The organism is Pseudomonas extremorientalis (assembly GCF_024584605.1).
GTDB lineage: Bacteria > Pseudomonadota > Gammaproteobacteria > Pseudomonadales > Pseudomonadaceae > Aquipseudomonas > Aquipseudomonas extremorientalis.
Genome location: NZ_CP089519.1, coordinates 3,957,572 through 3,975,670, shown reverse-complemented (window position 1 = coordinate 3,975,670; position 18,099 = coordinate 3,957,572). Strand labels below are relative to the sequence as shown.

The 18,099-nt window shown below is 61.2% G+C and carries 16 protein-coding genes; 9 read left to right on the top strand and 7 right to left on the bottom strand.

Features of this window, described 5'->3' with window-relative positions; translation table 11 throughout:
- Positions 1 to 3 precede the first annotated feature (3 nt).
- The 3 genes from pvrR to LUU92_RS17785 are packed head-to-tail and all read right to left on the bottom strand — an operon-like array spanning position 4 to position 4,624.
- Positions 4 to 1,191, bottom strand: a complete 1,188-nt coding sequence (pvrR, locus tag LUU92_RS17795; protein ID WP_071491980.1) for a response regulator cyclic di-GMP phosphodiesterase PvrR — start codon at positions 1,189 to 1,191, stop codon at positions 4 to 6.
- Positions 1,178 to 3,964 (bottom strand): ATP-binding protein, encoded by a 2,787-nt coding sequence (locus LUU92_RS17790; RefSeq protein ID WP_071491979.1) that lies wholly within the window; start codon positions 3,962 to 3,964, stop codon positions 1,178 to 1,180. Before LUU92_RS17790 ends, pvrR begins: the two co-directional genes overlap by 14 nt.
- A gap of 54 nt (positions 3,965 to 4,018) precedes the next feature.
- Positions 4,019 to 4,624: a fimbrial protein gene (locus LUU92_RS17785; RefSeq protein ID WP_257102411.1), complete on the bottom strand. Its 606-nt coding sequence runs from the start codon at positions 4,622 to 4,624 to the stop codon at positions 4,019 to 4,021.
- 543 nt (positions 4,625 to 5,167) lie between these two features.
- On the opposite strand from LUU92_RS17785, the gene LUU92_RS17780 reads away from it, so the two are divergent.
- The 4 genes from LUU92_RS17780 to LUU92_RS17765 are packed head-to-tail and all read left to right on the top strand — an operon-like array spanning position 5,168 to position 9,833.
- Complete coding sequence (locus LUU92_RS17780; RefSeq protein WP_071491977.1) at positions 5,168 to 5,641, top strand: MarR family winged helix-turn-helix transcriptional regulator; 474 nt, start codon at positions 5,168 to 5,170, stop codon at positions 5,639 to 5,641.
- Entirely contained in the window at positions 5,638 to 7,089 is a 1,452-nt protein-coding gene (locus tag LUU92_RS17775; protein ID WP_257102410.1) for an efflux transporter outer membrane subunit, read from the top strand. Before LUU92_RS17780 ends, LUU92_RS17775 begins: the two co-directional genes overlap by 4 nt.
- A 15-nt stretch (positions 7,090 to 7,104) precedes the next feature.
- Entirely contained in the window at positions 7,105 to 8,304 is a 1,200-nt protein-coding gene (locus LUU92_RS17770; protein ID WP_071491975.1) for an HlyD family secretion protein, read from the top strand.
- The gene (locus tag LUU92_RS17765) at positions 8,304 to 9,833 is read left to right on the top strand and encodes a DHA2 family efflux MFS transporter permease subunit (protein WP_058423856.1); all 1,530 of its coding nucleotides are present in this window, start codon (positions 8,304 to 8,306) and stop codon (positions 9,831 to 9,833) included. Before LUU92_RS17770 ends, LUU92_RS17765 begins: the two co-directional genes overlap by 1 nt.
- Positions 9,834 to 10,004: 171 nt before the next feature.
- Here the strand turns inward: LUU92_RS17765 and lpxH are convergent, their stop codons facing one another.
- Both lpxH and LUU92_RS17755 read right to left on the bottom strand, forming a co-directional pair.
- Positions 10,005 to 10,754, bottom strand: a complete 750-nt coding sequence (gene lpxH / locus LUU92_RS17760; RefSeq protein WP_071491974.1) for a UDP-2,3-diacylglucosamine diphosphatase — start codon at positions 10,752 to 10,754, stop codon at positions 10,005 to 10,007.
- Positions 10,751 to 11,254, bottom strand: a complete 504-nt coding sequence (locus LUU92_RS17755) for a peptidylprolyl isomerase (protein WP_010209496.1) — start codon at positions 11,252 to 11,254, stop codon at positions 10,751 to 10,753. The genes lpxH and LUU92_RS17755 overlap by 4 nt, the downstream gene beginning before the upstream one ends.
- 239 nt (positions 11,255 to 11,493) lie before the next feature.
- Here LUU92_RS17755 and LUU92_RS17750 point away from each other — a divergent pair, with 239 nt between their 5' ends.
- Both LUU92_RS17750 and cysS read left to right on the top strand, forming a co-directional pair.
- Positions 11,494 to 13,194 carry a glutamine--tRNA ligase/YqeY domain fusion protein gene (locus tag LUU92_RS17750; protein WP_071491973.1) on the top strand — a complete coding sequence of 567 codons (1,701 nt, stop codon included), beginning with the start codon at positions 11,494 to 11,496 and terminating at the stop codon, positions 13,192 to 13,194.
- Positions 13,195 to 13,213: 19 nt separating this feature from the next.
- Positions 13,214 to 14,602, top strand: a complete 1,389-nt coding sequence (gene cysS / locus LUU92_RS17745; protein WP_071491972.1) for a cysteine--tRNA ligase — start codon at positions 13,214 to 13,216, stop codon at positions 14,600 to 14,602.
- Between the two features lie 240 nt (positions 14,603 to 14,842).
- Here cysS and LUU92_RS17740 read toward each other — a convergent pair whose 3' ends face one another.
- Positions 14,843 to 15,391: a dihydrofolate reductase family protein gene (locus LUU92_RS17740; protein ID WP_257102409.1), complete on the bottom strand. Its 549-nt coding sequence runs from the start codon at positions 15,389 to 15,391 to the stop codon at positions 14,843 to 14,845.
- 111 nt (positions 15,392 to 15,502) lie between these two features.
- On the opposite strand from LUU92_RS17740, the gene lepB reads away from it, so the two are divergent.
- A complete protein-coding gene (gene lepB / locus LUU92_RS17735) occupies positions 15,503 to 16,171 on the top strand; it encodes a signal peptidase I (protein ID WP_071491965.1) in 669 nt (222 codons plus the stop codon).
- A 180-nt stretch (positions 16,172 to 16,351) separates the two neighbouring features.
- Entirely contained in the window at positions 16,352 to 17,134 is a 783-nt protein-coding gene (locus tag LUU92_RS17730) for an SDR family oxidoreductase (RefSeq protein WP_071491964.1), read from the top strand.
- Here LUU92_RS17730 and LUU92_RS17725 read toward each other — a convergent pair.
- Positions 17,131 to 17,460, bottom strand: coding sequence for a winged helix-turn-helix transcriptional regulator (locus LUU92_RS17725; RefSeq protein ID WP_257102408.1), 330 nt, complete (start codon positions 17,458 to 17,460; stop codon positions 17,131 to 17,133). The two genes, LUU92_RS17730 and LUU92_RS17725, sit on opposite strands and share 4 nt — an antisense overlap.
- A 112-nt stretch (positions 17,461 to 17,572) precedes the next feature.
- Here LUU92_RS17725 and LUU92_RS17720 point away from each other — a divergent pair, with 112 nt between their 5' ends.
- Complete coding sequence (locus tag LUU92_RS17720; protein WP_071492044.1) at positions 17,573 to 18,031, top strand: HIT family protein; 459 nt, start codon at positions 17,573 to 17,575, stop codon at positions 18,029 to 18,031.
- Positions 18,032 to 18,099 lie beyond the last annotated feature (68 nt).

Genomic DNA, 18,099 nt, shown 5'->3' with positions numbered 1-18,099 from the left:
GGGTCAATAGGCGCTCGCTGGCCCGTCGTGGGTCAGCAATTGCTGGAACTGATCCGCAGAAACGGCGTGGGAGATCAGGAAACCTTGGACCTGAGTGCAGTCGATCTTACGCAACAGTGCAAGTTCTTGCGCGGTTTCTACGCCTTCGGCAACCACGATCAAGCCCAATTGACGTCCCAGGCTGACGATGCTGGTGAGGGCCTGGGCCAATTCTTCGTTGGCGTTGCAGCCCTCTACCAGGGCACGGTCGATCTTCACCTCGGTGAACGGCGCCGACACCAGGTTCATGTACGAGCTGTAGCCCTTGCCAAAATCGTCCTGGGACAAGCCGAACCCCTTGATGCGCAAGCGGCAGGCGCCGGCGTAGAAATTGCTGATGTCATCGGGTACCGAGCACTCCATCAGCTCGAAACACAAGCGTGCGGGCAAACCCTGGTGTTCCAGCACGAACGCGAGGATGCGGTCGGGCAGGTCGTGGCTGTTGAGCAGGTGCGTGGGCAGGTTGATCGACACTGGGATGTCATAGCCGTGTTGGCGCCACGTGGCTTGGGCGGCCATCGCTTGTTTCAGCACGCACCACAGCAGGCGTTCTTCCAGGTCGCAGGCGATCAATGCCGGCAGGAACACACCGGGCAGCAACAGGCCATGCTCGGGGTGCACCCAGCGCACCAGGGCTTCGGCCGCGACGATGCGACCATTGCTCAGGGCTTTCTTGGGTTGGAACCAGGCGTGCAGTTCACCGTTGTCCAGGGCATTCATCAGGCTTTGGCAATCGATGCCGGGCTGGGTCTGGGCCGGGGCAACCTGGCGCAGCGCCTGCAACTGGTCGATCAGGCAACGCAGGGCCGCGGCATTCACCGGCTTGGAAATCAACCCGATCACCTTCACTTGCAGGTTGCTCGCTACCAGACTCGCGCCCATCAGCATGCGCCGTGACGCGGCGCTCATGATCGCCAGCGCGGGGCGTGAGGGTTGTGCGGCCAGGCCCTGGATAAATTGCACACCGTCCATGCCGGGCATCAGCAAGTCGGTGAGCACCAGGTCGAAATCGCGTTGTTTCAGGCAGGCCAGCGCTGCTTCACCGTCCCTGGCGCACACCACATCAAAATCCCCCAGCTCGCTGAACAGGTTCTGCAGATACAGGTGCTGAAAGGGATGGTCTTCAACGATCAGAATGCTACAGGGTTTCATGGGTAGCTCGTGCGTAGGGAGCCAGGGCAGTGAACAAGGCTCGCAGTGTGAAGGGTTTGACCAGGCAGTGATTCATGCCGGCCGCCAGGCACAAGGCATCTTCACCGCGCAGGGCATTGGCGGTTGCGCCGATGATCGGGGTGTTGCAGCCAAGGCATCGCAGGGCTTCGGCCAGTTCGTAGCCATTGAGCTTGGGCATGTTGACGTCAGTGAGAACGATGTCGAAGGCGCCTTCGTACCAGCGCGACAAGGCCTCTTCGCCATCGCCGGCCAGCTCTACGGTACAACCGAGTTCTTCAAGCTGGTCACGCAGGATCAACTGGTTGATGGCGTTGTCTTCGGCCACCAGGATATGCAGGTGCAAGGGGTGCAGGTCGCGCCGCTCGCAACGCGCCTGGGACGGTGCGGCCTGGCCGTTCTGGGCGTGGCGAACCGCCTGGTGGATCGCGTTCAGGTCGTTGAGGTTGACCTGCCAGCCATCGCCGGTGAATTGCGGTTCGTGGGCACCATCGCTGCTGGCGAATACCCTTGGGCCGTGCCAGGAGGTGTCCAGGCTGCGCTCTACCAGTTCGAGCAGTACCGCGGGTGCGGCCAGCTCGGCGCTGGACGGCGGGCCGACCTGCGCACGGGCACCCCAGCGGCGCAGCCAGCCGCAGAGGCTGTCGGCCAGTTCGCGTACAGGCGAGAGCACATACACCACCTCCTGCGCCAACGGCGGCCGCAGCGACGGCACGATGCTAGCGGGTTGCTCCAGTGGCACGGCCAGGGAAAAGCTGCTGCCAAGCCCCGGCTCGCTGACCATGCGCAGGGTGCCGTTCATCAAGTGGGTCAGGCGCAGGCAAATGGGCAGGCCGAGGCCGGTGCCGGCGATCACATGGGGGTTGCCTTCGGTCTGGTAGAACGGCTCGAAGATCAGTGCCTGGTCTTCCTGGGCGATGCCTTTGCCGGTGTCCGAGACTTGCCATTGCAGACACGCCCGTTCGCCTTCACGGCTGAGCTTTTTGACCCGCAGTACTACGCGCCCGGAGTCAGTGAACTTGACCGCATTGCTCAGCAGGTTGTTGAGGATCTGGCGCAAGCGGCTGGCATCGCCGATCAGGCGCAGCGGCAGTTGCGGGTCGAGGCACGCATACAGCTGCAAACCCTTGCTCTGTGCGGCGGCGGCGTAACCCTGCACCACTTCCTGCACCAAGCTGGGCACACAAAACTCACTCAGCTCCAGGGCCAATTGGCCGGCTTCGATCTTTGACACGTCGAGCACATCGCAGATCAGTTGCAGCAGCGTCGCCGAGGAACCTTCGATGGCATGCAGGTAGCTTTTCTGCTGGGCATCCAGGCGAGTACGAGCGAGAAGCTCCAGGGTACCGAGCACGCCATACAGCGGCGTGCGGATTTCGTGGCTCATGGTCGCCAGGAACAGTGTCTTGGCTTCGTTGGCGGCATCGGCGGATTGGCGTGCCTGTTCCAGCGCCGCTTCGATCTGGGTGCGCGCACTGATGTCGCTGAAGGCGCAGAGCAACACGTCTTCCCCCTTGTAGCGGGTGGGCGCGCAGCTCAGGTACAGGTGGCGGCCATCGGCGGCTTTGAAGTAGTCGGTGAGGCAGGGGGCGTCCGTATCGAAGGCATTACGGATCCAGCCCGGCCCCAGCTGCGCGCCGGCCTGGCCGAGCCATTGTTGGGCGAGGGTGTTTTCCAGCACCACTTCGCCGTCCGTACGCCGCAGCACGCACAGGGCCACGGGCGCAGTCTGGATCACATCGCGGCTGAACAGCTCGCTTTCCACCAGCGCCTGGATGCGGTGGATGGCGGGGATGATGAAGCGGTGTTCCAGTCGGCGGGTCAACAGGGCCACCAGGCTGATGGTCAGCAGGCAGAAAAGCAGGGCGCCGAGCATCTGCGGCCATAGCGCCCAGAGCACCGCGTGCAGGTCGATGGAGTAGGTGAGCTGCCAGTCCGACGACTTCAGCTGTTTGCGCAACACCAATTGCTCGGGCAGCCAACCGTCGCCGACAAAGCCGAAGAAGTCCTGCTGGCGCAGGTGCGGCAGGTTTTGCCCGGGCGGCGGGTTACGGCTATTGCTGAAGAGGGGCATACCTTGGGCGTTGAACATGGTGAACTCGCCAGCACTGTGGTCGCTCAACGCCTTGGAGACTTCACGGTCATCCATTTCCAGGCCGAGCCAGCCGGAGTCCAGGTCGCGTTCATCCAGGCGGATAAAGATATATAGCTGCGAGTTGCCGCCGTCGGTGTGGGTCAGCCAGAGTTCCTGCAGGGTTTTCTGCTGCTTGAGGGCATTGAGTTGCACCAGCATGGGCGCGGGAAAGTCCGCAGCCACGGGACCCGCATCGTACAGTCGCAGCACCTGGGCATCGGTGCCGACGTACAGCAGGTTGAGCTGCTTGGCCTTCAGGAAGTCGCGCATGCGCTGGGTCAGCCAGATGCTCCATTGCTTACCCGGGATTTTGCCGAGCAACAGGCGGATTTCCTCATCGTTCACCGGCAGGTTCAATTTGGCCTTGCGTGTAGCCGACAGGCTGAGGCTTTCCAGCAGGGCTTCACGGGTGGTGAAAAAGGTATGGGCCTCGGCGATGGCGCTGCTCATGTAGCTGCGCCGCTGGGAGATCTCGTTGTTGAACGTAAATAGCAGGAAGCTGTACACGCCGCCCAGCATGCCCACCAGCAGCACCAGCGCAAAAATGCGCAACAGGCGGCGGGCGGCGTGGGGCGTGGACAGGACGGGGCTGATCTGGTGGAGATAGTTCTTTAATCGCATCCCGTCACTCTAGGGATGGCCGTATGTAGGAAAAATCAGACGATCCTTAGTTTGCTACAGGTAGTTCACGATAAAGGTGACTTCGGTGTTGGCGCTGCCGGCTTCGACGTTGCCGGTGGGCAAGCGGTAATACGAGGCCGACAAGGGAATCTTGAAATTGGTGCCTGTGGTGGTGAAACCGCTGAAGGAGTAGGTGGTATCAAACGCAATAGGTTGCCCGGCATCATCCATCAATTGCAGGCCGATGCCTTTGGCGGTGGAGCCGCCGTTGAGCGCGACGACACCTTTTGCCGCGTCGACGATGGGCGTGGTGGCCTTGAGCGAATAGGTCACTTTATTGATACCGGTCTGGCACTGGTTCAAGCCGATGTCGAAGCGAATGGTGCGAGGGGTTGCGCCTGCGTCGCGAAACTCCCAGAGCTGATAGTCGTCGCCCATGGCGACGGGCACGGAAGGGGTCTGGCAGGAGGCAGCGTTCAGCACCAAGGGGTTGGTGAGGTTGTACTTGCTGATGATCAGATCGTCAGATTGCAAGTTGCCCAGGTTGCCGGCAGCGACCTTGACCTGTGGAGACAGCGGGCCTGACTTGACGATTTCCAGGCGTACCGAGCCTGGGGGGATGCCGTAACTACTCGGCTTAAGGGAAGCAGGTGCAGCCATATAGTAATCCAGGCTGTCGATCCAGACGCGGAACGAAAGGCCTGTCTTGCCGATAGGGTAGGTCGAGCCGCTGGTGACCGAGCCTAACGCAGGGTTTATCACGATGCCGTATTGGGAGGAACCTGTGCATTTCCAGCTGTTCTGACCCGATTGCACCGTGTCTTGGTAAATCACGGTGCCGTCGGGAGTATCAGCGGGAACTGTCAGGCTGCCGCTGGACAGACTTGCGCCGAAATTAAGGGTTTCATTGGTGTTGACGGTGGCTGTGCAATTAGCCGCAGAGGCGGCTGATGCGCCCGCCAGTGTGACGACCGCGAGGCAAGCAAACTGTTTTAAGGAAGTCATGGGAAGGAGGGGGTCGACTGGTCAAAAGGCTACTCAGAGTACTCAGCGAAGGCGTCACACCCCATCAGGCAATCCTTAGAACCCCGCCATTCATCCGCCCATTACCAAGCAAGCTAATAATTCCATTTGACATTCGCTGCCTAAGCAGTAACATCTTGTCATACATTCACTGCCTAGGCAGTAATAAGGTGACTTCCGATGCCCCACTTCACCCCTGACAGCTTTCGCAACTGCCACCTCGGCCTGCTCCTGGGCCGGGCGGCGCTGCTCAAGGACCGCATTATCGACACCCATATGGAGCCGTACGGCGTGACCGCCGCGCAGTTCAAGGTGTTGATTATCATCGCCCAGTTCGACGTGGATACCCCGGCGGAGCTGTGCCGCAACCTGTCCCTGGACAGCGGTTCCATGACCCGCATGCTCGACCGCCTGGAGCAGAAAGGCCTACTGGCACGCCAGCGTTCCGAGCAGGACCGGCGCCAGGTGCGGCTGGTGCTGACCGAGGACGGCCAGCGCCTGGCGGACATGCTGCCGCACATCGGTGCCCAGTCGATGAACGAATTGGCCGGCGCACTGGAGCCCGGCGAGCTGCAGACCCTGGAGCGGATCCTCAAGAAAATTCTGGTAGCTGCCGGTGACGCCATCGTCATCCAGCGGGTAGGTAATCAATGAACACACGTGCACTCAGCCTGGTGCTGGTGGCCATGAGCATGGCCGGTTGCGCCAACTACAGCGGCCTCGACACCCAAGGCAAACGCCTCGACGCCAGCACATTGCAAACCGGTAAAACCTCGAGCGGCGTGACCTTGTCGAGCGCTGCCTGGCCGACCGCTGACTGGTGGAAAAGCCTCGGTGACCCGCAACTCGACGGCCTGATCCAGGAAGCCCTGCAAAACAGCCCGGACATGCAAGTGGCCAGCGCCCGTGCCCACCAGGCCGAAGCCGCCGCCTACGCTGCCGACGCAGCGCGCATGCCGACCCTGGATGCCAGCGCCGGTGTGACCCGCTCTCGCCTGGCCAAGGACCAGGACCCACGCGGGCAGGGCGATGCCTATTCGACGGTGCGCAATATCGGCGCCAGCTTCAATTACACCTTCGACCTCTGGGGCGGCCAGCGTGCGGCCTGGGAAGCCGCGTTGGGTGAGGCGCGTGCTGCCCAGGTCGACCAGCAGGCCGCGCGCCTGACCCTGGCGGCCAACGTCGCCAAGGCCTACAGCGACCTGGGCCAGGCCCATATCGTGCGCGACCTGGCCAACGATGACCTCAAGCGTACCCGGCAGATGCTTGACCTGGGCAAACGCCGGCTGAATTCGGGCATCGACAGCCAGTACCAGTACCAGCAGACCGAAAGCCTGGAAGCCAGCGCCCAGTCGCAACTGATCGACGCGGAAAAACAGTTGCAAAGCGCCAAGATCGCCCTGGCCGTATTGCTTGGCAAAGGCCCGGACCGTGGCAGTGAACTGGCCCGGCCCAACGTGCTGAAACCCAGCGCGGTGGCCGTGCCCTCGGTACTGCCGGCCGAGCTGCTGGGCCGGCGCCCGGACTTGATCGCCGCGCGCTGGCGGGTCGAATCGGCGGGCCGGAATATCGATGCCAGCAAGACGCGCTTCTACCCCAACCTCAACCTGAGCGCGAGCGCCGGGGCCGAGTCGTTGCTGGGGGATGCGATGTTCGGGTCGGCCAGCCGCTTCTTCAACATTGCGCCGACGATCTCGCTGCCGATCTTCGACGGCGGCCGCCTGCGTGCCGACCTCGATGCCCGCGACGCCGACTACGACCTGGCGGTGGCGCAGTACAACAAAACCCTGGTGCAAGCCCTGGGCGATATCGGCAACACCCTTTCGCAACTGCGCGACACCGGCCGGCAGATCCAGGCCCAGCAACATGCCGCGGACATTGCCCAGCAGTCCTACGACACCGGGGTGCAGCGCTACAGCTCCGGGATCGGTAACTACCTGGATGTGCTCAGCATCGAGCAGCAACTGCTGCAGGCCCAGCGTCAGCTGGCAACCCTGAATGCCGCGCAGATCGATCTGTCGATTCAACTGATGCAGGCCCTGGGCGGCGGCTACAGCGCCGACAACGTGGCAGCGACCACCCCCGCCACACGCACGGAATAATTTGAGGTATTTGTCATGGCCACTGCCGAAAACACCAATGCAACCGAACAACCCAAAGACAACAACCCACGCAAACGCAAGGTGATGCTGATCGGCCTGGCGCTGATCGTCATCCTCGCCGTGGTCGGCGTATGGGGCTGGTATGAGCTGTACGGCCGCTTCAGCGAAAGCACCGACGACGCCTACGTGAACGGCAACGTGGTGGAAATCACCCCGCTGGTCACCGGCACCGTGGTCAGCATCGGCGCCGACGATGGCGACCTGGTCCACGAGGGCCAGGTGCTGATCAACTTCGACCCGAACGACGCCGCCGTCGGCCTGCAAAGTGCCCAGGCCAACCTGGCCCGCACCGTGCGCCAGGTGCGCGGCCTGTACAGCAACGTCGACGGCATGAAGGCCCAGGTCAATGCGCAGAAAGCCGACGTGCAGACCGCCCAGGACAACTTCAATCGTCGTAAAACCCTGGCCCAGGGCGGGGCGATTTCCCAGGAGGAGCTGTCCCATGCCCGTGACAGCCTCACTGCGGCCAAAAACGCCCTGACCAACCTTGAGCAACAACTGAAAACCACCAATGCGTTGGTGGATGACACGGTGATCAGTTCTCACCCGGATGTGCAGGCCGCCGCCGCGCAACTGCGCCAGGCCTACCTGACCAATGCGCGCAGCACCTTGATCGCACCGGTCACCGGCTATGTGGCCAAGCGCACCGTACAACTGGGCCAGCGCGTACAACCGGGCACCGCATTGATGGCGGTGATCCCGCTGAACCAGCTGTGGATCGACGCCAACTTCAAGGAAACCCAACTGCGTGACATGCGCATCGGCCAGCCGGTGGACATCGAGTCGGACATCTACGGCAGCGACGTGAAATTCAGCGGCACCATCGACAGCCTCGGCGCCGGTACCGGCAGCGCGTTTGCCCTGCTGCCGGCGCAGAACGCCACGGGTAACTGGATCAAGATCGTGCAACGGGTGCCGGTGCGTATCCACATCAATGCCGAAGAACTGGCCAAGCACCCGCTGCGCGTGGGCTTGAGCACCCTGGTCAAGGTCGACCTGCATGACCAGAGCGGCCCGGTACTGGCGCAACAGGCGCCGCAGAAGGCCTCGTTCAGCACCAACGTGTATGACCGCCAACTCGCCGAGGCCGACGCCATGATCACCCAGTTGATCCATGACAACAGCCTCGCCGCGCCCAAGGCTGTGCAACGCTGATGAGCAATAACGCCTCCTTCACGCCACCCAGCCTGTTGATGGCCACCATTGGCCTGTCGCTGGCGACCTTCATGCAGGTGCTCGACACCACCATCGCCAACGTGGCGTTGCCGACCATTTCCGGCAACCTGGGCGTGAGTTCGGAGCAGGGCACCTGGGTCATCACCTCGTTTGCGGTGAGCAACGCGATTGCCTTGCCGCTCACCGGCTGGCTGAGCCGGCGGTTTGGCGAGGTCAAGCTGTTCTTGTGGGCGACGATGCTGTTCGTGCTGGCGTCGTTCCTGTGTGGTATTTCCACGTCGATGCCCGAGCTGATCGCTTTTCGCGTCATACAAGGCCTGGTGGCCGGGCCGTTGTACCCGATGACCCAGACGCTGCTGATCGCCGTCTACCCGCCGGCGAGGCGCGGCATGGCCCTGGCGTTGCTGGCGATGGTCACGGTGGTGGCGCCGATTGCCGGGCCGATCCTCGGCGGCTGGATCACCGACAGCTACAGCTGGCCGTGGATCTTCTTCATCAACGTGCCCATCGGTATCTTTGCGGTGATGGTGGTGCGTTCGCAGTTGAAGAAACGTCCGGTGCAGACCAGTTATCAGCCGATGGACTACGTCGGGTTGCTGAGCTTGATCGTCGGCGTGGGCGCCTTGCAGATCATTCTCGACAAGGGCAATGACCTGGACTGGTTCGAATCCAACTTCATTATCGTGGGCGCGGCGATTTCGGTGATTGCCCTGGCGGTGTTCATCATCTGGGAACTCACCGACAAACACCCGGTGGTCAACCTGAAGCTGTTTGCCTACCGCAACTTCCGCATCGGCACCATCGTATTGATCCTGGGGTACGCAGGCTTCTTCGGCATCAACCTGATCCTGCCGCAATGGTTGCAGACCCAGATGGGCTACACCGCGACCTGGGCCGGGCTGGCGGTGGCGCCGATCGGTATTTTGCCGGTGCTGATGTCGCCGTTCGTGGGCAAGTACGCGCACAAGTTCGACCTGCGCCTGCTGGCGGGCCTGGCCTTCCTGGCGATTGGCTTGAGCTGCTTCATGCGCGCAGGTTTCACCAATGAGGTGGACTTCCAGCACATCGCCCTGGTGCAGCTGTTCATGGGGATTGGCGTGGCGCTGTTCTTCATGCCGACCTTGAGCATATTGATGTCCGACCTGCCGCCGCACCAGATTGCCGACGGCGCGGGCCTGGCCACGTTCCTGCGCACCCTGGGCGGCAGCTTCGCGGCCTCGCTGACCACCTGGATCTGGATTCGTCGGGCGGACCAGCACCATGCCTACATGAGCGAGAACATGACCACCTACGACTCGGCGACCCGCGATGCCTTGCAGGCGCTCGGTGGGGCAGGGCAGAAGGCCTATACGCAGCTGGACCAGATCCTCACCAGCCAGGCATACATGATGTCCACCGTGGATTACTTCACGTTGCTGGGGTGGATGTTCATGGGGTTGATGCTGCTGGTGTGGCTGGCCAAGCCGCCGTTTGGCGCCAAGGCAGGGCCGGAAGCCTCAGGCCACTGATCAGTAAAGGTTGAAATACAATTCAATGTGGGAGGGGGCTTGCCCCCGATAGCAGTGGTTCAGCCAACAAATATGTTGAGTGTGCCGCCGCCATCGGGGGCAAGTCGAATCGTCGCACCGCCCCTCCCACATTTGGATCTTTGTTCACATTGGATTTGTGGTGTCTGAGGTTCAGGCGCCGGGCAACGCCAATTGCGGATTGACGAAGTCAAACGCCGCCAACTGAAACCCTTGCTCATCCACCTGCAGCGCCCAGCCCTGCTTGTCCCAATCCCCCAGCACAATGCGCTTGGCGGCCTGGTCGCCAATCTGCAACTTGTGAATGGCGGGGCGGTGGGTGTGGCCGTGGACCAGGGTGCGCACGCCGAACTGCTGCATCACCCGCGGCACTTCCTCGGGCGTCACATCCACAATGTCGTTGGCTTTCATGCGCGTCTGCGCCCGGCTTTCACTGCGCAGCTTGCGCGCCAGCTTATGGCGGGTGCTCAAAGGAAGGTGGCGCAGGATAAACAGCACGATCGGGTTACGCAGGATGCGCCGCAGCTTCATATAGCCGACGTCGCGGGTGCAGAGACTGTCGCCGTGCATCAACAGCACGGGCTCGCCATGGAGCTGCACGACACTCGGGTCCTTGAGCAAGGTGGCGCCTGCGGCTTTGCAGAACGCCTTGCCGATCAGGAAATCGCGATTGCCGTGCATGATGAAAATCGGAGTGCCGCTGTCGCTCAGTTCGCGCAAGGCTGCGCAAATGGAGCGCTGAAACGGTGTCATCCCATCGTCGCCAATCCAGGCTTCGAAGAAGTCCCCCAGAATGTACAACGCCTGGGCGCCACGGGCGCGGCCGTGGAGCAGATCCAGAAACGCCCGGGTGATGTCCGGGCGCGTATCGATCAGATGCAAATCTGAAATCAGCAATATCACCCAACGATCTCGGCTTTCTCGACGATCACGTCTTCTACCGGAACGTCCTGGTGACCGGCTTTACCGGTGGTCTGCACGCCTTTGATCTTGTCGACGACGTCCTGGCCTTCGGTGACTTTACCGAATACAGCGTAGCCCCAGCCCTGCACGTTCTTGCCGCTGTGGTTCAGGAAGGCGTTGTCGGCCACGTTGATGAAAAACTGCGCGGAGGCCGAATGCGGCTCCATGGTACGGGCCATGGCGACGGTGTACTTGTCGTTGGAAAGGCCGTTGTCCGCTTCGTTCTGGATGCTTGGGCGCTTGTCTTTCTTTTCTTTCATGCCAGGCTCGAAACCGCCGCCCTGGATCATGAAGTTGCCGATGACACGGTGGAAAACGGTGTTTTCGTAGTGGCCGGCGTTCACGTACTCGATGAAGTTGGCGACGGTGATCGGCGCTTTCTCGGCGTTGAGCTCGATGACGATGTCACCGTGGTTGGTGGTCAGTTTGACTTGAGTCATGTTGGCTACTCTTTTCAGGGAATTCGTGGGTTTGGGTGCCCGGGGCACCACGACCGGTATGGCGAAACTGCGGCCAAGGCGCGCAGTTTAGCGTGACCTGCAGGAATTTCGAGGTGGTTTTTTACCACTGGTGCGTTAAATGCACCGCAACCCTGTCAGCGGCTTGACAGCATCAGCTATGATAAGCCCTTTGTTTTGTCGGCCTAGCCCGGCCACGTACTTGTCTGTTCAAGGATCCTATGAGCAAGCCCACTGTCGACCCTACCTCGAATTCCAAGGCCGGACCTGCCGTCCCGGTCAATTTCCTGCGCCCGATCATCCAGGCGGACCTGGATTCGGGCAAGCACACGCAGATCGTCACCCGCTTCCCGCCAGAGCCCAACGGCTACCTGCACATCGGTCACGCCAAGTCGATCTGTGTGAACTTCGGCCTGGCCCAGGAATTCGGTGGCGTCACGCACCTGCGTTTCGACGACACCAACCCGGCCAAGGAAGACCAGGAATACATCGACGCGATTGAAAGCGACGTGAAGTGGCTGGGTTTCGAATGGTCCGGTGAAGTGCGCTATGCCTCGCAGTACTTCGACCAACTGCACGATTGGGCCGTCGAGCTGATCAAGGCCGGCAAGGCCTACGTCGACGACCTGACCCCGGAGCAGGCCAAGGAATACCGTGGCACCCTGACCGAGCCGGGCAAGAACAGCCCGTTCCGCGACCGTTCGGTAGAAGAGAACCTTGACTGGTTCGCCCGCATGCGCGCCGGTGAGTTCCCGGACGGCGCCCGCGTACTGCGCGCCAAGATCGACATGGCCTCGCCGAACATGAACCTGCGCGACCCGATCATGTACCGCATCCGCCACGCCCATCACCACCAGACGGGCGACAAGTGGTGCATCTACCCGAACTACGACTTCACCCACGGCCAGTCGGACGCCATCGAAGGTATTACCCACTCGATCTGCACCCTGGAGTTCGAAAGCCATCGCCCGCTGTACGAATGGTTCCTCGACAGCCTGCCGGTGCCGGCGCACCCGCGTCAGTACGAGTTCAGCCGCCTGAACCTGAACTACACCATCACCAGCAAGCGCAAGCTCAAGCAACTGGTCGATGAAAAGCACGTCAACGGCTGGGACGACCCGCGCATGTCGACGCTCTCGGGTTTCCGCCGTCGCGGCTACACCCCGGCATCGATCCGCAACTTCTGCGAGATGGTCGGCACCAACCGTTCCGACGGCGTGGTCGACTACGGCATGCTCGAGTTCAGCATCCGCCAGGACCTCGACGCCAACGCCCCACGTGCCATGTGCGTGCTGCGCCCGTTGAAGGTCGTGATCACCAACTACCCGGAAGACAAGGTCGACCACCTTGAACTGCCGCGTCATCCGCAAAAAGAAGAACTCGGCGTGCGCAAGCTGCCGTTCGCCCGTGAAATCTATATCGACCGCGATGACTTCATGGAAGAGCCGCCAAAGGGCTACAAGCGCCTGGAGCCGAACGGCGAAGTGCGCCTGCGCGGCAGCTACGTGATCCGTGCCGACGAAGCAATCAAGGACGCCGATGGCAACATCGTCGAACTGCGTTGCTCCTACGACCCGGAAACACTGGGCAAGAACCCCGAAGGCCGCAAGGTCAAGGGCGTGATCCACTGGGTGCCGGCGGCGGCCAGCATCGAGTGCGAAGTGCGTCTGTACGATCGCCTGTTCCGCTCACCAAACCCTGAAAAGGCTGAAGACAGCGCCAGTTTCCTCGACAACATCAACCCTGACTCCCTGCAAGTACTTACGGGTTGTCGTGCCGAACCCTCGTTGGGCGAAGCACAGCCGGAAGACCGTTTCCAGTTCGAGCGCGAAGGTTACTTCTGCGCGGATATCAAGGACTCGAAACCTGGTCAGCCGGTATTCAACCGTACCGTGACCTTGCGTGATTCGTGGGGCCAGTGATTCTGTTTAAGGAACTGTCGTGCTAACGATCTACAACACACTCAGCAAGACCAAAGAAGTCTTCAAGCCGCTGGATGGCAACAAGGTGCGCATGTACGTGTGCGGCATGACCGTGTACGACTACTGCCACATCGGCCACGGCCGCAGCATGGTTGCCTTCGACCTGGTGACCCGCTGGTTGCGTTTCAGCGGCTATGACCTGACCTATGTGCGCAACATCACCGACATCGACGACAAGATCATCAACCGCGCCAACGAAAATGGCGAGTCGTTCGACGCGCTGACCGAGCGCATGATCGCCGCGATGCACGAGGACGAGGCCCGCCTCAACATCCTCAAGCCGGACATGGAACCGCGTGCCACGGACCACATCCCGGGCATGCACGCGATGATCCAGACCCTGATCGACAAGGGTTATGCCTACGCCCCAGGCAACGGCGACGTGTACTACCGCGTCGCCAAGTTCATGGGCTACGGCAAGCTGTCGCGCAAGAAAATCGAAGACCTGCGCATCGGCGCCCGCATCGAAGTCGACGAAGCCAAGCAAGACCCGCTGGATTTCGTGCTGTGGAAAGCCACCAAGCCCGGCGAGCCGAGCTGGGAGTCGCCATGGGGCGCCGGGCGTCCGGGCTGGCACATCGAATGCTCGGTGATGTCCACCTGCTGCCTGGGCGAGACCTTCGACATTCATGGCGGCGGCAGCGACCTCGAGTTCCCGCACCATGAAAACGAAATCGCCCAGAGCGAAGCCGCCACCGGCAAGACCTACGCGAACGCCTGGATGCACTGCGGCATGATCCGCATCAATGGCGAGAAGATGTCCAAGTCCTTGAACAACTTCTTCACCATCCGCGACGTGCTGGAAAAGTACCACCCGGAAGTGGTGCGTTACCTGCTGGTGTCGAGCCACTACCGCAGCGCCATCAACTACTCGGAAGACAACCTCAAGGACGCCAAGGGCGCCCTGGAGCGGTTCTACCACGCGTTGAAAGGCCTGCCGGCCGTGGCGCCGGCCGGCGGCGAAGCCTTCGTCGCACGCTTCACCGAAGTGATGAACGACGACTTCGGCACCCCGGAAGCCTGCGCGGTGCTGTTCGAAATGGTGCGCGAGATCAACCGTTTGCGTGAGAGCGATCTCGACGCCGCGGCGGGTCTGGCGGCGCGCTTGAAAGAACTGGCCAGCGTGCTGGGGGTTCTGCAAATGAAGCCTGAGGATTTCCTGCAAGCCGGTGCCGAAGGGCGCGTGGATGCGGCGCAAGTGGATGCGCTGATACAGGCGCGTTTGACTGCACGTGCCAACAAGGACTGGGCGGAATCCGACCGACTCCGCGACCAACTCACCGCCATGGGCGTGGTGTTGGAAGACGGGAAGGGTGGGACGACGTGGCGGTTGGCTGATCAGGCTTGATTGGTAAACGCTGAATGAAAAACGCCCCGACTGGTTCGGGGCGTTTTTTTGCACATCCGTTTAACGGCTTACTCGATCGACTGTGGTAGCTGGCAGGGCGGGTGATGAGCGCCCTGTGGCGAGCGGGCTTGCCACAGTTACGCGCGATATTGAAAGTTGTGCTGATACCTATGTCGCGATAACAGAGTGTCTGCCATATATCGATTCGCCCACCTCCATTGCACGCTGGCTTTGCAATTGCTACGACAGCGATACTTCATAGCGGCTCTGCACAAATCCATTGTCCGATACATACGTGCCGAGATGACGAAGTTCTTGCTCGCTGCCCATCTGGCTGAACAAACAAACGCCTTTGCCCAGCAACACTGGTATGCGTGTGATGATCAACTCCTCGATCAGGCCCGCTTCAAGAAACGCCTGGATCGTCTGGCCACCGTCGATATAAAGGTGCTTCATACCGCGCTCGGCTAACATTGCCACCAGTGTGGTCAGGTCTCCCGCCATGACCTCGATCTTGCCCTCCAGATGTGTCGGAATCTGCAACTGCTGGCGAGACAGCGCAATCACCGGGATACCCTCATAGGGCCACTCCGCAAAGGACAACACCTTCTCCAGGGTCTTGCGTCCCATCACCAGCGCATCCACCGTGGCGACAAAGCCTTCATAAGTCACGCCGTTCAACTCGGCGGTTTCATACTCCGGCCGGTGCAACCAGTCGATATCGCCGTCCGGGCGGGCGATGAAGCCGTCGACGCTGGCGGCGATAAACACTGAACATTTGATAGGCATGGCGCAAACTCCTTTTGTGCGCTTGGACGCTAATGTTGATTTAATCCTCGCGTGTAACAACCGGGCGTCTGGGAAACAACCCTGATGCCCCTGTCTGCCGTGCGAGGATGTATGCGAAGTTGGTTGATCCGTTACCGTTACGCAATCATTTTCTGGTTGTGCTTCGGCGTTTTCCGTACCTCACTGGCGGACTGGAATCCCATTCCCTCCGGCTCCATGCGCCCGACCTTGCTGGAGGGCGATGTAGTGTTGGTGAACCGAGTGGCCTACGACCTCAAGCTGCCGCTCACGGACATTTCCCTGGTCAAGCTCGATAACCCCCGGCGCGGTGATGTGGTGACGTTCTCGTCGCCCAAGGATGGCATGCGTCTGATCAAGCGCATCGTCGGCATTCCCGGTGACACCCTGGAAATGAAAGATGAGGTGTTGTGGGTCAACGGCGTGCCTGCCACCTACAGTGACGCGCAGGACATCAGCGAACCCATCCTGCCCGGCCATACGGTGCCAGGAATCAAGCTGACCGAACGGGCGGCCAACCGTCAGCGCACGGTGCAGTTCATGCCGACGGTGCGGGCACTGCGCAATTTCGGGCCGGTGGTGGTGCCGGCCGGCAGTTACTTCATGCTGGGGGACAATCGCGATAACAGCGATGACTCACGGTATATCGGCGTTGTGCCGCGTCGGCTGTTGATCGGGCGCGCGCACCATGTGCTGGCATCGGCGCAGATCCTGGATCACTGGATGCCACGCCTGAACAGGTTTGGCGCGCCGATCCTGTAAGGACGAGCCCCCATTACCCTTTTAGGAGCTGGCAAGCCGGCTCCTACAGTTGGGTGTATTACGAGGGCCCCTGAATCCAGACACTAACTTTTGGGTTAGCCCATTACCTTTTCGTGCGTTCTTGTGGGCTGTCCGCCCGGTTCCTATCCTGCGGTCTTCGTTTATCCAGGAGTAGGTTCCATGAGCTTTGATCTCGGACTAAAAGGCCTTCGTGCGCTGGTCACCGGTGGCACCAAAGGTATCGGCGCCGCCGTGGTGGCGGTGTTGCGTGAACAAGGCGCCCAGGTGATTTCGGTCGCGCGTTCGGCGGCGGATTCGACGCCCGAAGGCGTGCATTTCATCGCTGCCGACCTAGGCACTGCCGCCGGTTGTGCGAGTGCTACTGAGGCGGTGAAGGCTCGGCTTGGCGGCGTCGATATCATCGTCAATGTGCTCGGGGGCTCAAGCGCGCCCGGCGGTGGTTTTGCGGTGCTCGATGATGAGCAGTGGGCGAATGCCCTGGGCCAGAACCTGATGGCGGCAGTGCGGGTGGATCGGGCGCTTCTGCCTGGGATGCTCGCGCGCGGCACCGGGGTGATTATTCATGTCACGTCTATCCAGCGGGAGTTGCCGTTGCCGGAGTCGACCACGGCGTATGCCGCTGCAAAGGCAGCATTGGCGACCTACAGCAAGAGCCTGTCGAAAGAAGTCACGCCCAAGGGTATTCGGGTGGTGCGGGTTTCGCCGGGCTGGGTGGAGACGGACGCGGCGGTAGCACTGGCGGAGCGCCTGGCGGAGCAGGCGGGAACGGACTACGAGGGGGGCAAGCAGATCATCATGCAGGCGCTCGGCGGTATTCCGCTTGGACGGCCGGCCAAGCCCCAGGAGGTGGCTGACTTGATCGCCTTCCTGGTCTCGCCCCGCGCCGCGTCGATCAGCGGCACCGAGTACGTGATCGATGGCGGCACCGTCCCTACGGTCTAATTCGTCGGTTTGGCGGCCTGCCATTTGAGCAGGCCATCCAGTACCGGGCACAGGCTCTGCCCCCACTCGCTCATACGGTATTCCACTTTGGGCGGCACCACTGGGTAGACCGTGCGTTGTACCAGGCCATCGGCTTCGAGCTGGCGCAATTGCTGGGCGAGCATCTTTTGCGAGATATCCGGGATCAGTCGCTCAAGGTCGGAATAACGCTGCACCTGGCCGCCGAACAGGTGGAATAGAATGATCAGCTTCCAGCGCCCGCCAAGCCAGGCGAGCGTGGTTTCGACGTCGGCGGCGGCGGTGGCAGGGGTGTAGGTTTTACTCATCGCATACGTCCTAGGACATTTCGGAAAGTTGCCATTTGTTTTGACGTCCGCTGCAGCCTGGCTTTAGATGGTCGACACGACCAAACCCACGATCAAACCAGCGGTGATTCAAATGGATTGTATCTTCTGCAGCATTGTTCAAAAGACCTCCCCAGCGCATATTCTGTGGGAAGACGACCAGCATATGGCGTTTCTTTCGATCTTTCCCAATACACCGGGTTTCAGCGTGGTAATCCCCAAGCAGCACTACGGCAGCTATGCGTTTGCGCAGTCGGATGAGGTGTTGGCCGGGCTTGCCGTTGCAGCGAAGAAAACCGCGCTTCAGATCGACCGTGCGTTTCCCGATGTGGCGCGCACCGGGATGATCTTGGAAGGGTATGGCGTGGATCACCTACATGCGAAGCTGTTTCCCATGCATGGAACCGGCGGCGACAGTACCTTCAAGCCGCTGAGTTCGAAGGTGGACAAGTTCTTCGAGGCGTATGAAGGCTATATCTCGTCCCATGACCATGTGCGGGCGGATGATGCCGAATTGGCTGAACTGGCGACCAGAATCCGATCTTTCGCCTGACACAGTTCAAAATGTGGGAGGGGGCTTGCCCCCGATGGCAGTGTGTCAGCCAGTATATCTGTAGCTGA

Excerpts from the sequence above, each read along its gene's own strand:
- LUU92_RS17775 (WP_257102410.1), top strand. The coding sequence starts at position 5,638 with ATGAACACACGTGCACTCAGCCTGGTGCTGGTGGCCATGAGCATGGCC.
- LUU92_RS17780 (WP_071491977.1), top strand. The coding sequence starts at position 5,168 with ATGCCCCACTTCACCCCTGACAGCTTTCGCAACTGCCACCTCGGCCTG.
- LUU92_RS17740 (WP_257102409.1), bottom strand. The coding sequence starts at position 15,391 with ATGCCTATCAAATGTTCAGTGTTTATCGCCGCCAGCGTCGACGGCTTC.
- LUU92_RS17750 (WP_071491973.1), top strand. The coding sequence starts at position 11,494 with ATGAGCAAGCCCACTGTCGACCCTACCTCGAATTCCAAGGCCGGACCT.
- LUU92_RS17770 (WP_071491975.1), top strand. The coding sequence starts at position 7,105 with ATGGCCACTGCCGAAAACACCAATGCAACCGAACAACCCAAAGACAAC.
- LUU92_RS17720 (WP_071492044.1), top strand. The coding sequence starts at position 17,573 with ATGGATTGTATCTTCTGCAGCATTGTTCAAAAGACCTCCCCAGCGCAT.
- LUU92_RS17765 (WP_058423856.1), top strand. The coding sequence starts at position 8,304 with ATGAGCAATAACGCCTCCTTCACGCCACCCAGCCTGTTGATGGCCACC.
- LUU92_RS17755 (WP_010209496.1), bottom strand. The coding sequence starts at position 11,254 with ATGACTCAAGTCAAACTGACCACCAACCACGGTGACATCGTCATCGAG.
- LUU92_RS17730 (WP_071491964.1), top strand. The coding sequence starts at position 16,352 with ATGAGCTTTGATCTCGGACTAAAAGGCCTTCGTGCGCTGGTCACCGGT.
- LUU92_RS17790 (WP_071491979.1), bottom strand. The coding sequence starts at position 3,964 with ATGCGATTAAAGAACTATCTCCACCAGATCAGCCCCGTCCTGTCCACG.
- LUU92_RS17725 (WP_257102408.1), bottom strand. The coding sequence starts at position 17,460 with ATGAGTAAAACCTACACCCCTGCCACCGCCGCCGCCGACGTCGAAACC.
- pvrR (WP_071491980.1), bottom strand. The coding sequence starts at position 1,191 with ATGAAACCCTGTAGCATTCTGATCGTTGAAGACCATCCCTTTCAGCAC.
- LUU92_RS17785 (WP_257102411.1), bottom strand. The coding sequence starts at position 4,624 with ATGGCTGCACCTGCTTCCCTTAAGCCGAGTAGTTACGGCATCCCCCCA.
- lepB (WP_071491965.1), top strand. The coding sequence starts at position 15,503 with ATGCGAAGTTGGTTGATCCGTTACCGTTACGCAATCATTTTCTGGTTG.